Source organism: Vibrio sp. CK2-1, assembly GCF_021726515.1.
GTDB lineage: Bacteria > Pseudomonadota > Gammaproteobacteria > Enterobacterales > Vibrionaceae > Vibrio.
In genome coordinates, this window is the sequence record NZ_JAKKCJ010000002.1 from 559,704 (window position 1) to 576,914 (window position 17,211).

Here is a 17,211-nt window from a genome sequence, read left to right on the forward strand (position 1 = left end):
TCCGAGTGCTTTGTTCGAGAAGCAAAGCGCTCTAGTTACGAGAAGCGTAGCGCACGAGCTACGTACCTCATTAACGATTAAACAAAAATACATATAAAGGATATACAAACATGGCAACTCCACATATTAATGCTGAAATGGGTGATTTTGCAGACGTAGTACTTATGCCGGGTGACCCACTTCGCGCGCAGTACATTGCAGAAAACTTTTTAGATAACGCAGTTCAAGTGTGTAATGTACGTAATATGTTTGGTTACACAGGGACTTACCAAGGCCGTAAAGTGTCTGTAATGGGCCACGGTATGGGTATTGCGTCTTGTTCTATCTACGTAACTGAGCTAATCAAAGATTTCGGCGTGAAGAAAATCATCCGTGTTGGTAGCTGTGGTGCGGTAAGTGACGGCATTAAATTACGTGATGTTGTGATTGGTATGGGCGCATGTACTGATTCAAAAGTAAACCGTCTACGTTTTAAAGATCACGACTTTGCAGCGATTGCTGACTACCAAATGGTAAAAAATGCAGAAGAAGCAGCGAAAGCTCGCGGTATTGATGTGAAAGTAGGTAACTTATTCTCTGCAGATTTATTCTACACGCCAGATCCAGACATGTTCAAAGTAATGGATAAGTACGGCATTCTAGGTGTTGAAATGGAAGCTGCTGGTATCTACGGTGTTGCAGCAGAGTACGGCGCGAAATCAGTAGCGATTTGTACGGTATCTGATCATATTAAACACGGTGAGCAAACTACCTCTGATGAGCGTGCAACTACCTTCAACGATATGATTCACATTGCTCTAGATTCTGTACTACTTGGCGACAAGTAAGCAACGAAGTTAAATCTTAGTAATAAAAAAACCTCTTGATGATCGACCATCAAGAGGTTTTATTTTTTAAACTCGAAACCCGTCTATAAATCTTTAAGTAAAATATTCTCTACTTGATCTTTGGGCTTATAAAGCAGTAGTAAGCACAATAGCACGCCACCAATAAAGCTTAATATCAGCATCATATACATCAAGTGATCACTATTACGGTAGCGGTGATCGGATATCGCTGTAACCTTGCCTTTTTCAAAGGTGATACGCATAAAGCCGACGATCGTCTCTTCATGAAAAATTGGTTTAACTAATTGCTCTCGACCGATAGAAGCAGTTTTTAGTGGTGTATCTAAACCAAGAATCTCTCGAACATCTTTGGCATCATCGCTGGCAACCAGTTTGATCCCTTCTGTATTGTAAATCGTGGCATCAAACACTAATTCGTCTGAGGCTATTTGGTTGGCCAGTTTGAGCAAGTTGTCTTGGTCATCATTGGCAATTAAATCAGTTGCGGTTAATGCGGCTTGTGATATTAAAATGTTGGTTAGAGTTTCAAGCTGCTGACTTTGGATATGTTCGTTATCACGGCTTATCACAAAGCTATTGATGATGGTATAAGCAAACATTCCGCCTAGCAGGATGATCGCGACAAAGCGTAAAAAAACACGCCAAGAAAACAGCGAAGTTTGCATCAAGAGTTTCCTTTATATCGTAATAATTAACGAAAAGAAGTGAATTGTTAGTTTGGGACTTGCGTTAATAAATTGCAATAGGGTAAGTTGCTATGCATTATTGTGAGATAACGCATAAACCCAGTTACTTGAGGGTAAACCTGACCATTGCTGTTTGGGTAATATTAATACCGCAATGACATAAATTCTAATTATTTGGATAAAAAAGGCAAAAACATGGACGTGTCAGCATCTTTCAGCATTTCGCAACGTAGTTTAAAAATTCAACGAAGTATGTCGTTGGTGAAGCGTTTGCCGGAATCTCGTTTGTATTCGAGTTTAGATAAACAAAAAGCTCAGTGGATCATTTTTGGTGAGCATTTAGCGATTGGTCATTTTGATCGAATTGACGTGTTTACGGGACGCTTCAACCCTGTGCTTGATTCATGGAAAGTCGGGCATTATGAAGTCGCTTTAATGGGCGGTGAGCTTATTCCTGAAATGATTGAATTTATTCATGGGCTTGGTTTGGATTGTGCGTCTATCAGCGTACTACCTGAATTAACCAAGCCGGGCTTAATTGTGATGGATATGGACTCCACGGCAATTCAAATCGAATGTATTGACGAAATTGCCAAGCTAGCAGGTGTTGGTGAACAAGTATCCGAAGTCACTGAGCGAGCAATGCAAGGTGAGTTAGATTTTGAAGAAAGTTTAAGAGAACGCGTTGGTGCATTAAAAGGCGCAGATGAATCGATTCTAGCTCAGGTGCGTGAGAATTTGCCTTTAATGCCAGATTTAGCGGAACTCGTGACGACCCTAAAACAGCTAGGCTGGAAAACCGCGATTGCTTCAGGCGGTTTCACCTATTTCTCAGACTACTTAAAAGAAACACTAGGGTTAGACTACGCCCAATCAAATACCTTAGAAATTGTTGATGGTAAATTAACCGGCAAAGTTCTTGGCGATATTGTTTCAGCAGAAACCAAAGCCGATATTTTAGTAACCCTTGCCGATGAATATGACGTCGAACAACACAATACAATTGCAGTAGGTGATGGAGCGAATGATCTGGTCATGATGGCAACTGCCGGTTTAGGGGTGGCTTATCATGCGAAACCTAAAGTTGAACAACAAGCTAAAACCGCGATCCGTTACGCTGGCCTTGGCGGAGTGCTGTGTATCTTGTCTGCAGCATTAGTACAGCAAAAACGTGTGAGTTGGAAAGCGATTCCATAACAGCGTGTCGAGTTGCGAGGACGCTTCGCTCGAGATCCGAAAAGCGGGTTCGTTATTCGAATTTCGGGCGTTTCACTGCTCGTCGCTCGGAAAAGAGAGTTTCCATTACTCGAAATAAATTCTTTAATCTTTTTCGAGACACGAGACACGTTTAACCATTTATATTCACTCAATTAAGGTACTTTTCTTCATGGCGAGTAAAGCAAAACGAGCGTATGTCTGTAATGACTGTGGTGCGGATTTTCCACGTTGGCAGGGGCAATGTAATGCCTGTGGTGCATGGAACACTATTACAGAAGTTCGATTAGCGGCTTCGCCTCAAGTGGCACGTAATGAACGTTTATCTGGTTATGCCGGTTCGCAGTCGGATGCACAAGTTCAGAACTTATCCGAAATTGATTTGCAAGAAGTACCGCGTTTTTCGACAGGCTTTAAAGAGTTTGATCGTGTACTAGGTGGCGGGATAGTTCCCGGTGCCGCGGTGTTAATTGGTGGTAACCCCGGCGCAGGTAAAAGTACGCTATTGCTGCAAACCGTGTGTCGTTTAGCCGCGCAAATGCCAACCTTATATGTCACCGGTGAAGAATCTCTACAACAAGTGGCGATGCGTGCCTCTCGTCTTGGTTTGCCAAAAGAGCACTTAAAAATGCTGTCGGAAACCAATGTCGATAAGATTTGCCAGATAGCGGAAAAAGAACAACCGAAAATCATGGTGATCGATTCCATACAGGTAATGCATGTTGCCGATGTTCAATCATCACCGGGAAGTGTTTCTCAAGTTCGTGAATCGGCAACCACCTTAACTCGTTATGCCAAGCAAAATAATGTCGCAGTATTTTTAGTTGGCCACGTAACTAAAGATGGCACCCTAGCAGGTCCGAAAGTACTAGAGCATATTATTGACTGTTCTGTATTACTGGATGGTAGTGCGGATAGTCGCTTTAGAACGCTACGTAGTCATAAAAACCGTTTTGGCGCAGTCAATGAATTAGGCGTATTTGCCATGACCGGCCAAGGATTAAAAGAAGTCAGTAATCCTTCGGCGATCTTCTTATCGCGTGGTGATGAAGAAACTTCTGGCAGTTCGGTGATGGTGGTATGGGAAGGTACCAGACCTTTGTTGGTCGAGATCCAAGCGCTGGTGGATTATTCTCAGCTATCTAATCCACGGCGCGTGGCTGTCGGTCTCGACCAAAACCGTTTATCTATGCTACTTGCGGTGCTGCATAAACACGGCGGTTTGCAAATGGCGGATCAAGATGTATTTGTTAACGTCGTCGGCGGGGTCAAGGTCGCAGAAACCAGTGCCGATTTAGCATTGTTAATGGCGCTACTCTCTAGCTTTAAAGATCGCCCACTACCAAAAGATGTCGTGGTGTTTGGCGAAGTCGGTCTAGCCGGTGAAATTCGCCCAGTGCCAAGTGGCCAAGAGCGTTTAATGGAAGCGTATAAACACGGCTTTAAAAAAGCGATCGTACCAGCCGCCAATATGCCGAAAGGTGGAATCGCAGGCATGCAGATCCACGGAGTGAAGAAGTTATCGGAAGCGATAGATGCGTTTGATGAGTTGTAAAAGCGAAGCTCGGACGCTGCGCTTATCGTTGCTCGGTACTCGATGTGTTCTTTCGATAAACGAGCAGCGTAGCGTCCGAGACACGAGCTTCGTTAATCCATCCCCCTCAAATACCCTAATCCTAATTGATTCATCTGAGTTTCAATCCAATCAATCCGCTGCCAGACATAAGGCGTTGGGCTTTGGACGTGAAACTTATAGGGATTGGGAAGCACGGCGGCTAATCGAGCGGCTTGTGACATAGATAGTTGGCTGGCTGGGATGCCATAATAATGTAGGCTGGCAGCTTGTACGCCAAAAATGCCCGGACCAAATTCGACTATATTGAGATAAATCTCTAGAACTCTAGATTTACCCCATTCCAACTCAATCAATAAACTGAGGTAGGCTTCCAGTGCTTTGCGGAAGATATCTTTACCGGGCCAGAGATATAAGTTTTTGACGGTTTGTTGAGTTAAGGTACTGGCACCACGAAAGCGTTCGCCAGAAATCATATCTGCAATGGCTTTTTGAGTGGAAACAAAATCAATGCCGTAGTGTTTTGGAAAGCGTTGATCTTCTGAAGCGATCACTGCTAGTTGCATATATGGGGAAATATTGTCTAAATTTACCCAGTCAGTGGGGGAGTAATGACGGTATTGCTCTGGTGGAAACCAAGCGCGTTGCACTTTCCAACTCCATACGAATGGGTTGATGAATTTAAGTGGCAAAGTGATGACGATGGTAACAACGAAGAAAGAGATTAATATCCGTATTAACCATTTTTTAAACCACTGACTCATGCGCTTCCTTTGCTTGAATATGTTTAAAGTAGAATAATGTGAAGCAATTAGAATAGCGAGAGTTTGAGAAAAAGCTAACCGATTAATGACGAAATAATCACTAATTAATCGCATGAAAAAAGATTTTTTATCCAAATGCACGCAGGGGATATCAGTCTTGACAGATTGTGTTATACTCTGCGCGAACTTTATATCCTATTAATAGAGTAAGACAATGACTGACTTATCAAAATACAGAAACATTGGTATTTTTGCGCACGTTGATGCGGGTAAAACTACCACGACTGAGCGTATCCTTAAGCTGACTGGTACTATCCATAAAACTGGTGAAGTACATGATGGCGAATCAACTACTGACTTCATGGAGCAGGAAGCTGAGCGCGGTATTACAATCCAATCAGCAGCGGTAAGTTGTTTCTGGAAAGACCACCGTTTCAACGTTATCGACACCCCGGGACACGTTGACTTTACAGTAGAAGTATATCGTTCTCTTAAAGTTCTTGACGGCGGTATCGGTGTATTCTGTGGTTCTGGTGGTGTTGAACCACAATCAGAAACTAACTGGCGTTACGCGAACGAATCTGAAGTAGCACGTATCATTTTCGTAAACAAACTGGACCGTATGGGTGCAGATTTCTACCGTGTAACTGAGCAAGTACGTAAAGTACTTGGCGCAACTCCATTAATCATGACTCTACCAATCGGTATCGAAGATGATTTCAAAGGTGTTGTAGACGTTCTTTCTCGTAAAGCGTACATCTGGGACGAAACTGGTCTTCCAGAAAACTACACTGTTGAAGATGTTCCTGCGGACATGGTTGACGATGTTGAGCAATACCGTGAAGAAATGATCGAAACGGCTGTTGAGCAAGACGACGAACTAATGATGGCTTACATGGAAGGTGAAGAGCCTTCTGTTGAAGAAATCAAACGTTGTATCCGTAAAGGTACTCGTGACCTAGCGTTCTTCCCAACATACTGTGGTTCAGCGTTTAAAAACAAAGGTATGCAACTAGTACTTGATGCTGTTGTTGATTACCTACCATCTCCAACTGAAGTTGATCCTCAACCTCTTATGGATGAAGAAGGCAACGAAACTGGCGAACACGCTATCGTTTCTGCTGATGAGACTTTCAAAGCACTAGCATTCAAAATAATGGATGACCGTTTTGGCGCTCTAACTTTCGTTCGTATTTACTCTGGTAAATTGAACAAAGGTGACACCATCTTGAACTCGTTCACAGGTAAAACTGAGCGTGTTGGTCGTATGGTTGAGATGCAAGCCGATGAGCGTAAAGAACTTTCTTTCGCACAAGCGGGCGACATCATCGCTATCGTTGGTATGAAGAATGTTCAAACTGGTCACACGCTATGTGATCCTAAACATCAAGTTACTCTAGAGCCAATGGTATTCCCAACTCCAGTAATCTCGATTGCTGTACAGCCTAAAGATAAAGGCGGTTCTGAGAAAATGGGTATTGCTATCGGTAAAATGGTTGCAGAAGATCCATCTTTCCAAGTTGAAACTGATGAAGATTCAGGCGAAACCATCCTTAAAGGTATGGGTGAGCTTCACTTAGACATCAAAGTAGACATCTTGAAGCGTACATACGGCGTAGACCTAATCGTTGGTCAACCTCAGGTTGCTTACCGTGAAACTATCACTAAAGAAATTGAAGATAGCTACACACATAAGAAACAGTCTGGTGGTTCTGGTCAATTCGGTAAGATCGACTACCGTATCAAGCCTGGCGAACAAAATTCTGGCTTTACGTTCAAATCAACAGTTGTTGGTGGTAACGTACCTAAAGAGTTCTGGCCTGCAATTGAAAAAGGCTTCGCTGGCATGATGGATCACGGTGTTCTAGCTGGCTTCCCTACGTTAGACGTTGAAGTTGAACTATTTGACGGTGGTTTCCACGCAGTCGATTCATCTGCAGTAGCATTTGAAATCGCAGCGAAAGGTGCATTCCGTCAATCTATGCCTAAAGCTGGCGCTCAACTTCTTGAGCCTATCATGGCTGTAGACGTGTTCACTCCAGAAGATCACGTTGGTGATGTAATCGGTGACCTTAACCGTCGTCGTGGTATGATCAAAGACCAAGAAGCAGGCGTTACAGGCGTTCGCATCAAGGCTGACGTACCGCTTTCAGAAATGTTCGGTTACATCGGTTCTCTACGTACAATGACTTCTGGTCGTGGTCAGTTCTCTATGGAGTTCGCACACTACGCACCATGTCCTGCAAACGTAGCAGAGCAAGTAATTGCTGACGTTAAAGCACGTAAAGAAGCTGAGAAGAAGTAATTCTTTTTCGCTGATTAAAGCTTAATAAAAACCCGCTATTGATAGCGGGTTTTTTTATGTCGGAATAATGAAGGTAGCTAGTTTCTAGTTCCTAGGAAAAGCGGGTTCGGGGTGCGAGGACGCTTTGTTCGAGAGCCGAAAAGCAAGATGTTCGCAACTATCCTTTCAAATCAATATAGATCTGTTCAACTTTTTCTCTTGCCCAAGGTGTGCGGCGTAAAAACTTTAAGCTTGATTTAATGCTTGGATCTTTTTTGAAGCAGTTAATGTTTACCATTTGACTGAGTTGTTCCCAGCCGTAATGCTCAACTAGATCGGTGAGTAATTTTTGAAGTGTGATTCCATGTAGAGGATCGTTGTTTTGAGTCATGTTAGGGGGAACCTGCTATAAAATAAGATGCGCCGAGTATAGCAAGTAGGGGAGCGAATATAAGTATATTATTGAACAATAAGATATTGACAGTAAGTGGCATGTTGGAAAAACTTGACCCGAGACCCGAGACCCGAGACCCGAGACCCGAGACCCGAGACCCGAGACCCGAGACCCGAGACCCGAGACCCGAGACCCGAGACCCGAGACCCGAGACCCGAGACCCGAGACCCGAGACCCGAGACCCCGAAACTTACTCTTCCCAAACAATAAACTTATCACTTGGCCAATTGGCTCCAACGTCGTGATATTTTTTCTCTAGTATATGACGCTTGATTTTTAGGGTAGGCGTTAGAATTCCATTCTCGATACTCCACGGCTCTTTAATCATCAGAACCCCTTTGATCTTGGCGTGAGACTCTAAACCATCGTTGATCTGATTGATGATCTTAACTGTTTTACGCTCATAGCGCTCACGATCGAAATTCTTAAATGAATGCGGAATAACCAGCAAAATAGGTGCCGGTAAGCCCAAGCCAATTAAGCACATCATTTCGACTCGAGAGTGCTCAAAGATTTTTTTCTCAATTGGCACGGGTGAGACGAACTTGCCTTTGGCGGTTTTGAAGGTGTCTTTTTTACGCCCTTCAATCGATAAATAACCTTCATCATCTAGGCTACCGATATCACCAGTATGCAGCCAGCCTTCATCATCAAATGACTCCTTTGTCGCTTCATCATTTTTATAATAGCCAGCGAATAAACCTTTACCGCGCACCATGATTTCCTGATCCTCGGCAATGCGAACATCAACTCCTGGGCCTACTGCGCCAACGGTTCCAATTTTATCGGCGCGGTATGGGTAGTTGATGGTGCTATAAGCGAAGGTTTCTGTCATGCCCCATGCTTCAGTAATATTCATCCCAACACTGCGATACCACTGCAATAATGATGGCGAAATCGGTGCAGAGCCACAACCTAATACGCGAGCATTTTCTAGCCCTAAGCCTGCGATGATCTTTTTCTTCACAATGCTATTTAAGAAAGGGATCGCAAGTAGAATGTTGAGTTTCTTCTGCGGCATTTTATCCAAAATACGTTGTTGGAAAACCGTCCATAAACGAGGCACAGAGATAAATAAGGTAGGCTTGTGAGCTTTCACATCATCAATAAAGGTATCAAGACTTTCGGCAAAACTGGTTGGCACGCCACCTAATACAGAGGAGCCGAAAACATAGACGCGTTCGGTAATATGGGCGAGTGGCAAATAAGAGAATAATCGGTCATTTTCTTGTAAACCAATATGCTCAACAATTTTTGATGCACACCACGCAAAGCCGCCATAAGTCAGCATTGCACCTTTAGGTAGGCCAGAGGTGCCCGAGGTGTAGACCAAAGACATCAGCGTATCATCGTTGTGCTGAGGGCGTTCTGTACTAGGTTCATGGCTGTCGATTAAAGTATTGAACTCATATTGGCAGCTTGGTGCACTGTCGTAGGGTAAAGAAATAGAGATGAGTTGTTGGTGTTTGCCTAATACTTCTAGCGTGGCTACATCATCATCGAGTTTACCGACAATAATCGCTTTGGCTTCACTGTGGGTTAGGCAATGTTCGATAGTGTCACTGCCTGCCGTTGGGAAAATCGGTACGCTTACGTAGTCACCTAGCATTAAGGCTAAATCACAAATAAACCACTCCGCACAGTTTTTCGAAAGCAAGGCAACTTTATCTTTAGGCTCTAGACCTAAACCTCTTAAAGCCGACACTAGGCTTAATGCTTGATCGGCCACTTCAAAGAAAGTGAATTCTTTAATTTCACGGTTAATCGGCTGAGTGAGATAAACATCATTAGGTCGCTCTTCTGCCCATTTTAAAATCATCTCATGGGGAAATTGCGTGGTTGATGTTGGTTGTTGGTTGAGTTCAGTCATCATTTCCGCCTTATATAACAAGTTATTAACACTTTTAGGCTATTAACGATCAAACCACAATAAGACAAAGGTCCAACCAGTAAAATGTTGTGAACTGAAGCATCAATTTGATTGTAAATATTTTTGTCGGTAACTCGATGGGGTTATACCAACTTTCTTTTTGAAGTGACGAGTAAAGTAAGCTTCATCACGAAATCCACATTGAAAAGCGATGCTAGAAATTTTTTCGCTAGGTTGAGTGAGCAACATATGTTTGGCCATTTCGGTGCGTTTTAAAGACACATAGTTACGAAATGACATGCCTACCACACTGTGAAACTGGCGTGAAAAGTAATAAGTCGAGCAGTGGCACATTGCAGCAAGAGTCTCGATCTTTATCGGTTCATGCAGGTTGATCTGAATATGATCCAAGCAAACCATTAACTTGCGTGTAAAGTCATTGTTTAATGGGGCTTGTTCGAATGGTTGCTGACTACTAGGGGCGTCGGAAGTGTCTTGGCTATCTACTTGATTACTATATTCATGATAAAAATGGGTTTGTAGCTGCTCAACTAAAATATTGACCGGTTTAGATTCGATATCAAGGCAAAATAAAACACAGGGTGAATTAGCGATATAGTCCATAACTTGATGGTGATGAATAACGATTAATTTTTTATTTAAGTTTTTGCAAATAATTAATGCGCACTCAATTTGTAGGTGTTTATTTGAGTTTAAATAATAAATAGCGGTTTGTATTTGACCTTCCGTTAACATAGATACGTTGTTTGGAATGTCTAACAAATCAAAGTGATTTTGGAACCCTCGCTGAATGCTTTGTGGAAGCTCAGAGAAGTCTCCACCTAACCACGGGATATCAAGCTTTTTGGGTGGGAGTGATTCACAATCGCCAAACATAATTTACCTATAGAAAGTCCATTTTCTAATCAATATTAATGTCAGTATAGTGTGAAAAATAAGAAGTGTTGGAAAGATATTTTTATCAATTGACAACAAAGTGCAATAGCCTGGCAATAAAGTCCTATCACATTAAAAAAACAAATCCTAATCTAAAGTTGTGTCAAATATAGTTTGTTTGATGCGCATAAATGACGTTGTAGATAAAAGTTGCGTTATAAAAAACATATAGATAAGGAGTTCAATATGAACAAATTTATGCAATTAACCAAAGATTTTATTGATGATGAAGAAGGGCTAACCATTGTGGAGTATGTGTTAGGTGCTGCTGCATTGGCCGCTGCAATTACGGTTATATTCACTAATTGGGGCTCAACTCTGCAAACCAAATTAAATGGAATAATTACAAGTGCTTAATATATGACCATTTTAACTTGGAGCATCTTGCTAGTCATTGCCATATCGGATGCTCGTGAAAATAAAATCCCCAACCGTTGGGTCGGTTATTTGTTGTTGGCCTTTTTACTTGAAGGCAGCGTGCAACATTTCACTATCGATCAATGGTTGGAGCACACCCAAGCCGGTTTAATCATGTTTGTTGTGTGTTTAGGGTTATATTTTTGCGGCGCTATGGCTGCGGGGGATGTCAAGTTATTAGGGGTAGTGGGATTGCTCATAGGCTGGAATGGTTTGTGGCCTTTTACCCAAGCGTTATTAATGTTTGGTGCGGTGTTTAGCGTGTTTTACTGGCTAAGCGGTTTTGCCAGTAAAACACAGTCTAATCGCTCGCTAAAACTGCTGACTCAACAAGCTTATATGCGAATAACCTATGGACAAAAAATGCAAGCCGGGGTCATTACCAAAACCTATGTTCCGTTTGCCCCTGCAATAGTCTGTGCGCTGGCTTGGTATCACTACAATATTTAGTGCTTAGTTATTAGAGATTGGGGAATGTAAAAGTAGTAACCACTGAGTTTATAAAAAATAACGAAATGTGTTGTGAGTGATATATCACAGCCAAGAATCATGGATTGATAACAAAGATAAGGGGAAGTTATGCAGCTCTCAAAGACGCCTGAAACACATGGCCATGCCCCTGTTAATCCTCCGCAAATGGCGACTTCACTAGACGGACTCGGCGTGCCAACTTATGTTGCCGAAGCGCTACTTCTCAAATTATTAAACGTTGAGCCTAAGATTAATTTATTACAGCTAACTCAAAAACTGGCAATTAGCAGCAACTTGATTCAATTGTTAATTAATCAAATGAGAGAGCATGGTTATATTGAAGTTCTCCAACCGGATAGTTTAAAAACACCCGTCAATGGCGCGCAAGGGCTCAACAGTTCTATTTTACGCTATCAATTAACCTCATCCGGTGAAGAGCAAGCCAAAGCGGCCTTAAAAAAAGATGGGTATGTTGGGCCGGTTCCTGTGCCATTACGTGATTATCAATATATGGCGAAGCAACAAAGTTTGCGTCATTCGCCGATCACCCAAGATTTACTACGTGAAGCGCTTAAAGATGTCTATGGCGCGAACCAATATGTTGATTTAATTGGTCCTGCGATTAATTCTGGCCGTGCGATTTTATTTTATGGCGACCCAGGCACTGGAAAAAGTTATATCGCCAATCGGATTATTCGTTCTTTGAATACTCCTATTTATATTCCGTATGCGGTGTTTATTTCTGGCAATATCGTGCGTTTATTTACTCCGCAACATCACCATGAATTAGCTCCTTCATCAGAACAAGCCGAAATCTTTTTTAATCAACACCATGACCGACGCTGGGTACTTTGTTCTCGTCCTTTAGTGCAAGTTGGCGGCGAACTCACCATGAATATGTTGGAAGTGTCAAAGTGTGAAGCGACTGATGCATGGCTGGCACCGTTACAAATGATGGCCAATAACGGCATTTTTATTATCGATGATTTTGGTCGCCAAGCCATGCCGACCGACCGCCTACTCAATCGTTGGATTGTGCCAATGGAATATCAAATAGACTACTTATCGCTGCCGAATGGACAACAAGCCACTATTCCATTTGTGACCACACTTATTTTCTCAACCAATTTAACCCCTAGAGAAATAGGCGACCCTGCTTTTTTACGTCGCTTAGGCTACAAAGTGCATTTTCCACCTTTAGAGGCTCACGACTACCAAGCCTTGTGGCAAGCACAGTGTGATTTACAAAACTTCCTTTTTGATGAAGCGCCGCTGCAGCATTTATTGCTATTGCACAAGCGAGATCAGGTGGCGTATTACCCCTGCATACCGAAAGACATCACGAGAATTTGCCACGATTTGATGGTGTATAAAAAACTAGAGACACGCTTAACCCCAGTGTTAGTTGAGTCAGCGTGGCAAATTTACTTTAGTGATGAACAACTTAAGAGGATAGCGCTATGAGTCGGATACAAGTGGTGTTGCTATTTATACTCTCCATTTTACTTGGGCTTGGCGCAGTCTATTTCGCCCAACAATGGATGAGCGAACAAGTTCAGCCAGAAGTGAAAGTTGAACAAGTGGATCGTCAACCGATTGTGGTCGCGGCATTAGAGCTTGAGCCGGGAAGAATCATTAAAGACACCGATCTAAAACTGAAGTTGATTGAAGATTCATGGCGTAACGAATTTCAATTTGATAAGCCGGAATTAGTGATCGGGAAAGTGACGACCTCAATGATCTATCAAGATGAACCGATTACCCAACAGCGTGTTTCACTACCGGGCGAAGGGTCTACCTTGGCGGCGTTAATTTCGGAAGATAAACGCGCCGTCACTATTCGAGTGAATGATGTGATCGGGGTGGGTGGCTTTCTACTTCCGGGTAATAAAGTGGACGTAATGAACACAGTGTCTTACGGACGCAATAGTGCCAATACCGACACCATTTTAAGAGATATTAAAGTTCTCGCGGTGGATCAAACGGCTAAGACTAGTGATAACAAACCGATCATTGTTCGCGCCGTCACGTTGGAAGTGAGTCCGAAAGACGCAGAAAAATTACTCACCGCGAAAAGTAAAGGTGACATTCAGCTGGCACTGCGTAATCCACACCAAGAAGATAAGCCTGAAGTGGTTCGTCGCACCGTGTCACAACCGCGAGTGACGATTATTAAAGGTACTGAATCATCGAGCATTAAAGTTCGAAATTAGGGGGCAAGTATGAAGGGATTAATACTAAAAATAAGCTTTCTTGTTCTGCTGTTATCGAGCTGGAATGTTGCGGCACTGACTCAAACGGGTAAGACACTGACGGTGCCTCATCATAAATCGGAGCATGTGCTGTTATCGGGCAATGCTCAGCGGGTGTCCTTAGGGGACCCGGATGTGCTGGATATTGTGATGCTTAACTCCAATGAGTTGTTTCTGATTGGTAAGAAACTCGGCTCAACCAACTTAATGGTATGGGACAGAAGCGGCCAACTGATGGAGTCAATAAATGTTGAAGTGACACATGACTTGAACTCATTAAAGCAAAAAATCTATGAGTTTATGCCTAATGAAAAAATTGAAGTCCATAGCGCGCAAGACCGTCTGGTACTGAGTGGGCAAGTGAGTAGTCAGGAGCAAATGAACAAGGTTCTGAAAATTGCCGAGACTTACACCGCAGGCCAAGCGGCAGATCAAAGCAAAGGATCTTCCGATGAGCAAATTGCCAACACTGGGGTAGTGAACCTAATGTCGATTGGTGGGGCGCAGCAAGTGACTCTTGAAGTATCAGTCGCGGAAGTGCAGCGCAATCTCGTGCGTAAATTTGATGCCAACTTTAACTTTCTACAACTGAGTGGTTCGAAAATCAGTTGGGGCGCGACCTCTATTCCTAATGTCGGTGGGGTATTACCGGCACCAAGTACTAATGACTATGGGCTACTAGGCGCGTTTGCCGATAGCAATACTATTTTTGAAGTGGCTTTAGATATCGCTAAACAAAACGGCATGGCCAAAGTATTAGCCGAACCTAACTTAACCGCATTAAGTGGCTCAAAGGCTGAGTTCCTAGCGGGTGGTGAATTCCCAATTCCAGTGCCCGATGGCGATGATGGCGTGACGATTGAATATAAAGAATACGGGGTTGGGCTTAAATTCATTCCAACCATTTTAAGCGATCAAAAAATCAATCTAGAGCTAGTGGTCGATGTGAGTGAAATAGCCAATTCAAGCTCACTGGTACTCAACCCATCTGGCACCAACGGAACTTACATTATTCCGCCGATCACTCGTCGTAGTGCCGCTTCTACCCTTGAACTTGCAGATGGTCAGACTATTGGTATCGCTGGGTTACTTAGTGAAAACGTAAGAGATAACGCCAGCAAAATGCCCGGTTTTGGTGATATTCCAGTGTTAGGCCAATTGTTTAATAGTGAAGAATTTATCAAAGGTGAAACAGAGTTGGTTATTTTGGTGACCCCGCGTTTAGCTAAGCCGATTGACCGCAGTAAAGTTACCTTACCCACTGATGCCTTTATTGAGCCCAATGACTTGGAGTTCTACATCCTAGGTATGGGAGCCAGAATTCAAGATCGCGAGTTAGAAGATTCAAATACGAACAATGCTGATAACACTGAAGTTGCCGCCCTTGGGGGTAGTGAAGGTGAGTTCGGACATGATTTATAAGGAGAGCACGATGAAAACGACGCAATCAGTTTTTATGAGCCTGTGGGCGGCATCGTGTTTGATGCTGGTGGGCTGCGCCAATGATAAGCCACTTGGGGTGTCAGTTGCGCAAGTACAGCAACAGCAAGTGTATAACCCGAATGCTAGCGAGGAAAACAAAGATGTGATCCCAACGGGAACAGGAGCTCGTTCACAAGTGGCATACGATGTGTACAGCGGGCAAACCGAACAAGGAATAAGTGGCACATTACTTGAGTCACTTACAACAGATGAATAGCGATTGTCTGTTATACCAATTCTAGAAGTGTAGTAATTACTTATTGACTAGGTATAGCAGGGTAGGAGGTCAGGATGAACCATCATTATACGAATCGCAATAATTTAAAACTCAGGAATAAGCAACAAGGCTTAACGCTGATTTTAGTGACTTTCATGATGATTGTGATGCTGTTTTTTTCTGCCTTAGCGATTGATTACAACCATGCTATTTCCAATAAAACCCAACTGCAAAATGTAGTGGATGCAGCCGCACTTGCTGGCGCATCGGAAATCAATCAAGCATTAATTAATGAAGAAGCCTCGATTGATCAAAATGAAGTCGAACAAGCAATTAATACTAGATTGAGCAAGATGGTAGAACCGGATAATAGCACGGTGCTAATTGAATACCTGACTTCACCAACCGAAGAAGTAGGTAGATCTTCTTCTCCTTCTATAACTCAAACCTATGTCCGAGTTGCCGTATCGGATGTGAATTTAGAAAGCTATTTCACACAAATTTTTGGTGTTGGTAAGCAAGTCTCGGCTTCCGCATTGGCAGGGCCGGCGGTGAAGGTAGTTAATCAAGTATGTAATGACATTATGCCAATTGGGGTATGTGATTTGCGATCGGCAGGTGATACCAGCAGTGATTTTGGCTATACCGGCGGCAGTAATTATGAAGTGAAGTCCAAAAAATTCTCAGGTAACGATGATGCAATAGGCCCAGGTAACTTTGGCTTTTTGGCGTTTGATGGCCGAGGGGCGAGTAATTTGGGAGATAACTTAAGGGATGATTATGAAGGCTGCTTAACTATTGGACAGCCTGAAGATGTCACTGTGTGTGATGTTAATACTGAGGGAGAAGAAGTCGGTTGTACCGTAACGACAGAGCCGGGCAATAAAAACTCAGTGAATGATGACTACAATAGCCGATTTGGTGACGATTCGACGATTAATTCTTATGAAGACTACCTTGCGGCATTAAACAACTGCGATACCGATGCTTGTAAAGCTAGCTTAGTTGCAGAGTACAAACAGCGTATTGCGGCTTTACCGGTACTCGACTGTCAAGTCAGTGGGCGTAAATCGGTGGATGTGGTCGGCCTAGGTTGCTTCTTTTTAACAGAAAAGATTCAAGGGAATGGTACCGATGCGATTATCACAATGGAGTACATCGATGATTGCACCGCTGGACTAGGTGACTACGGCGAGCTCGGCGGTGAAACGACTATTGTGACCGAAGACAAAGTCCAACTTTATAAAGATCCACTGAGTGGAGAATCCTAATGAAGATCAGAGCGCAACAACAAGGCTTGGCCGCTATCGAGTTTATTATTGCTCTGCCTGTGTTGTTGTTACTGATGGCGGCAATGGCCGATATTGGGCACTTATTTATTCAATACAATGTACTAAACAAAACAGTACAAAATGGCGCAAATTACGCAGCGATTCGTATGCAGGAGGCAACCTTGTTAGAGCCTACACCGAATATTGATAGTGTCTCTAATGATACTAAAACAGTCGTGGTTTATGGCAGTCCAGATACGAGTCAACCCACCGTTATGACAGGGATGGGGACGGATGATGTCAATGTGGCTATTGATGATGCAGCCAAAACCATATCGGTTAGCGCTAGCTATCAGTACAACGCATTTTTTTCACCTCTACCCTTTACCGATATTGAGGTAGGAAAAAATTTAACCGCATCGGCTGATGTACTGTACCGCAACTAAGGAG

At 43.1% G+C, this 17,211-nt stretch carries 17 protein-coding genes; 12 read left to right on the forward strand and 5 right to left on the reverse strand.

What is annotated here, in order from left to right; translation table 11 throughout:
* The first annotated feature begins 110 nt into the window (after positions 1-110).
* On the forward strand, positions 111-827 hold the full coding sequence (gene deoD / locus L3V25_RS07480) for a purine-nucleoside phosphorylase (protein WP_027697581.1): 717 nt from the start codon (positions 111-113) through the stop codon (positions 825-827).
* Positions 828-910: 83 nt separating this feature from the next.
* Here deoD and L3V25_RS07485 read toward each other — a convergent pair whose 3' ends face one another.
* The gene (locus L3V25_RS07485; RefSeq protein ID WP_237294775.1) at positions 911-1,513 is read right to left on the reverse strand and encodes an AhpA/YtjB family protein; all 603 of its coding nucleotides are present in this window, start codon (positions 1,511-1,513) and stop codon (positions 911-913) included.
* Positions 1,514-1,729: 216 nt separating this feature from the next.
* Here L3V25_RS07485 and serB point away from each other — a divergent pair, with 216 nt between their 5' ends.
* Both serB and radA read left to right on the forward strand, forming a co-directional pair.
* Positions 1,730-2,731, forward strand: a complete 1,002-nt coding sequence (gene serB, locus L3V25_RS07490) for a phosphoserine phosphatase (RefSeq protein ID WP_237294776.1) — start codon at positions 1,730-1,732, stop codon at positions 2,729-2,731.
* A gap of 190 nt (positions 2,732-2,921) precedes the next feature.
* On the forward strand, positions 2,922-4,304 hold the full coding sequence (radA, locus tag L3V25_RS07495; protein ID WP_237294777.1) for a DNA repair protein RadA: 1,383 nt from the start codon (positions 2,922-2,924) through the stop codon (positions 4,302-4,304).
* Between the two features lie 92 nt (positions 4,305-4,396).
* Here the strand turns inward: radA and mtgA are convergent, their stop codons facing one another.
* Positions 4,397-5,086 (reverse strand): monofunctional biosynthetic peptidoglycan transglycosylase, encoded by a 690-nt coding sequence (gene mtgA / locus L3V25_RS07500; protein ID WP_237294778.1) that lies wholly within the window; start codon positions 5,084-5,086, stop codon positions 4,397-4,399.
* A 214-nt stretch (positions 5,087-5,300) separates the two neighbouring features.
* Here mtgA and fusA point away from each other — a divergent pair, with 214 nt between their 5' ends.
* Positions 5,301-7,391, forward strand: a complete 2,091-nt coding sequence (fusA, locus tag L3V25_RS07505; protein ID WP_237294779.1) for an elongation factor G — start codon at positions 5,301-5,303, stop codon at positions 7,389-7,391.
* 157 nt (positions 7,392-7,548) lie between these two features.
* On the opposite strand, the gene L3V25_RS07510 is transcribed toward fusA, so the two are convergent.
* The 3 genes from L3V25_RS07510 to L3V25_RS07520 all read right to left on the reverse strand — a co-directional run bounded on the left by L3V25_RS07510 (position 7,549) and on the right by L3V25_RS07520 (position 10,591).
* Complete coding sequence (locus L3V25_RS07510) at positions 7,549-7,761, reverse strand: VF530 family protein (protein ID WP_027697575.1); 213 nt, start codon at positions 7,759-7,761, stop codon at positions 7,549-7,551.
* A gap of 253 nt (positions 7,762-8,014) precedes the next feature.
* Complete coding sequence (locus tag L3V25_RS07515) at positions 8,015-9,694, reverse strand: AMP-binding protein (RefSeq protein ID WP_237294989.1); 1,680 nt, start codon at positions 9,692-9,694, stop codon at positions 8,015-8,017.
* A 102-nt stretch (positions 9,695-9,796) separates the two neighbouring features.
* Positions 9,797-10,591, reverse strand: a complete 795-nt coding sequence (locus L3V25_RS07520; protein WP_237294780.1) for an AraC family transcriptional regulator — start codon at positions 10,589-10,591, stop codon at positions 9,797-9,799.
* Between the two features lie 246 nt (positions 10,592-10,837).
* On the opposite strand from L3V25_RS07520, the gene L3V25_RS07525 reads away from it, so the two are divergent.
* The 8 genes from L3V25_RS07525 to L3V25_RS07560 all read left to right on the forward strand — a co-directional run bounded on the left by L3V25_RS07525 (position 10,838) and on the right by L3V25_RS07560 (position 17,207).
* Positions 10,838-11,008, forward strand: coding sequence for a Flp family type IVb pilin (locus tag L3V25_RS07525; RefSeq protein ID WP_237294781.1), 171 nt, complete (start codon positions 10,838-10,840; stop codon positions 11,006-11,008).
* Between the two features lie 3 nt (positions 11,009-11,011).
* On the forward strand, positions 11,012-11,518 hold the full coding sequence (locus L3V25_RS07530) for a prepilin peptidase (protein ID WP_237294782.1): 507 nt from the start codon (positions 11,012-11,014) through the stop codon (positions 11,516-11,518).
* Positions 11,519-11,647: 129 nt separating this feature from the next.
* Positions 11,648-13,003, forward strand: coding sequence for an AAA family ATPase (locus L3V25_RS07535; RefSeq protein ID WP_237294783.1), 1,356 nt, complete (start codon positions 11,648-11,650; stop codon positions 13,001-13,003).
* Positions 13,000-13,752 carry a Flp pilus assembly protein CpaB gene (gene cpaB, locus L3V25_RS07540; protein WP_237294784.1) on the forward strand — a complete coding sequence of 251 codons (753 nt, stop codon included), beginning with the start codon at positions 13,000-13,002 and terminating at the stop codon, positions 13,750-13,752. Before L3V25_RS07535 ends, cpaB begins: the two co-directional genes overlap by 4 nt.
* Before the next feature lie 9 nt (positions 13,753-13,761).
* Positions 13,762-15,213, forward strand: coding sequence for a type II and III secretion system protein family protein (locus L3V25_RS07545; protein ID WP_237294785.1), 1,452 nt, complete (start codon positions 13,762-13,764; stop codon positions 15,211-15,213).
* A complete protein-coding gene (locus L3V25_RS07550) occupies positions 15,203-15,490 on the forward strand; it encodes a hypothetical protein (RefSeq protein WP_237294786.1) in 288 nt (95 codons plus the stop codon). Before L3V25_RS07545 ends, L3V25_RS07550 begins: the two co-directional genes overlap by 11 nt.
* A 74-nt stretch (positions 15,491-15,564) precedes the next feature.
* On the forward strand, positions 15,565-16,761 hold the full coding sequence (locus L3V25_RS07555) for a pilus assembly protein TadG-related protein (protein ID WP_237294787.1): 1,197 nt from the start codon (positions 15,565-15,567) through the stop codon (positions 16,759-16,761).
* Positions 16,761-17,207 carry a TadE/TadG family type IV pilus assembly protein gene (locus L3V25_RS07560; protein ID WP_237294788.1) on the forward strand — a complete coding sequence of 149 codons (447 nt, stop codon included), beginning with the start codon at positions 16,761-16,763 and terminating at the stop codon, positions 17,205-17,207. The genes L3V25_RS07555 and L3V25_RS07560 overlap by 1 nt, the downstream gene beginning before the upstream one ends.
* Positions 17,208-17,211: the final 4 nt, after the last annotated feature.

What these genes read in the sequence shown, in the direction of transcription:
- deoD (WP_027697581.1), top strand. Translation starts at nt 111, where the DNA reads ATGGCAACTCCACATATTAATGCTGAAATGGGTGATTTTGCAGACGTA.
- L3V25_RS07485 (WP_237294775.1), bottom strand. Translation starts at nt 1,513, where the DNA reads ATGCAAACTTCGCTGTTTTCTTGGCGTGTTTTTTTACGCTTTGTCGCG.
- serB (WP_237294776.1), top strand. Translation starts at nt 1,730, where the DNA reads ATGGACGTGTCAGCATCTTTCAGCATTTCGCAACGTAGTTTAAAAATT.
- radA (WP_237294777.1), top strand. Translation starts at nt 2,922, where the DNA reads ATGGCGAGTAAAGCAAAACGAGCGTATGTCTGTAATGACTGTGGTGCG.
- mtgA (WP_237294778.1), bottom strand. Translation starts at nt 5,086, where the DNA reads ATGAGTCAGTGGTTTAAAAAATGGTTAATACGGATATTAATCTCTTTC.
- fusA (WP_237294779.1), top strand. Translation starts at nt 5,301, where the DNA reads ATGACTGACTTATCAAAATACAGAAACATTGGTATTTTTGCGCACGTT.
- L3V25_RS07510 (WP_027697575.1), bottom strand. Translation starts at nt 7,761, where the DNA reads ATGACTCAAAACAACGATCCTCTACATGGAATCACACTTCAAAAATTA.
- L3V25_RS07515 (WP_237294989.1), bottom strand. Translation starts at nt 9,694, where the DNA reads ATGACTGAACTCAACCAACAACCAACATCAACCACGCAATTTCCCCAT.
- L3V25_RS07520 (WP_237294780.1), bottom strand. Translation starts at nt 10,591, where the DNA reads ATGTTTGGCGATTGTGAATCACTCCCACCCAAAAAGCTTGATATCCCG.
- L3V25_RS07525 (WP_237294781.1), top strand. Translation starts at nt 10,838, where the DNA reads ATGAACAAATTTATGCAATTAACCAAAGATTTTATTGATGATGAAGAA.
- L3V25_RS07530 (WP_237294782.1), top strand. Translation starts at nt 11,012, where the DNA reads ATGACCATTTTAACTTGGAGCATCTTGCTAGTCATTGCCATATCGGAT.
- L3V25_RS07535 (WP_237294783.1), top strand. Translation starts at nt 11,648, where the DNA reads ATGCAGCTCTCAAAGACGCCTGAAACACATGGCCATGCCCCTGTTAAT.
- cpaB (WP_237294784.1), top strand. Translation starts at nt 13,000, where the DNA reads ATGAGTCGGATACAAGTGGTGTTGCTATTTATACTCTCCATTTTACTT.
- L3V25_RS07545 (WP_237294785.1), top strand. Translation starts at nt 13,762, where the DNA reads ATGAAGGGATTAATACTAAAAATAAGCTTTCTTGTTCTGCTGTTATCG.
- L3V25_RS07550 (WP_237294786.1), top strand. Translation starts at nt 15,203, where the DNA reads ATGATTTATAAGGAGAGCACGATGAAAACGACGCAATCAGTTTTTATG.
- L3V25_RS07555 (WP_237294787.1), top strand. Translation starts at nt 15,565, where the DNA reads ATGAACCATCATTATACGAATCGCAATAATTTAAAACTCAGGAATAAG.
- L3V25_RS07560 (WP_237294788.1), top strand. Translation starts at nt 16,761, where the DNA reads ATGAAGATCAGAGCGCAACAACAAGGCTTGGCCGCTATCGAGTTTATT.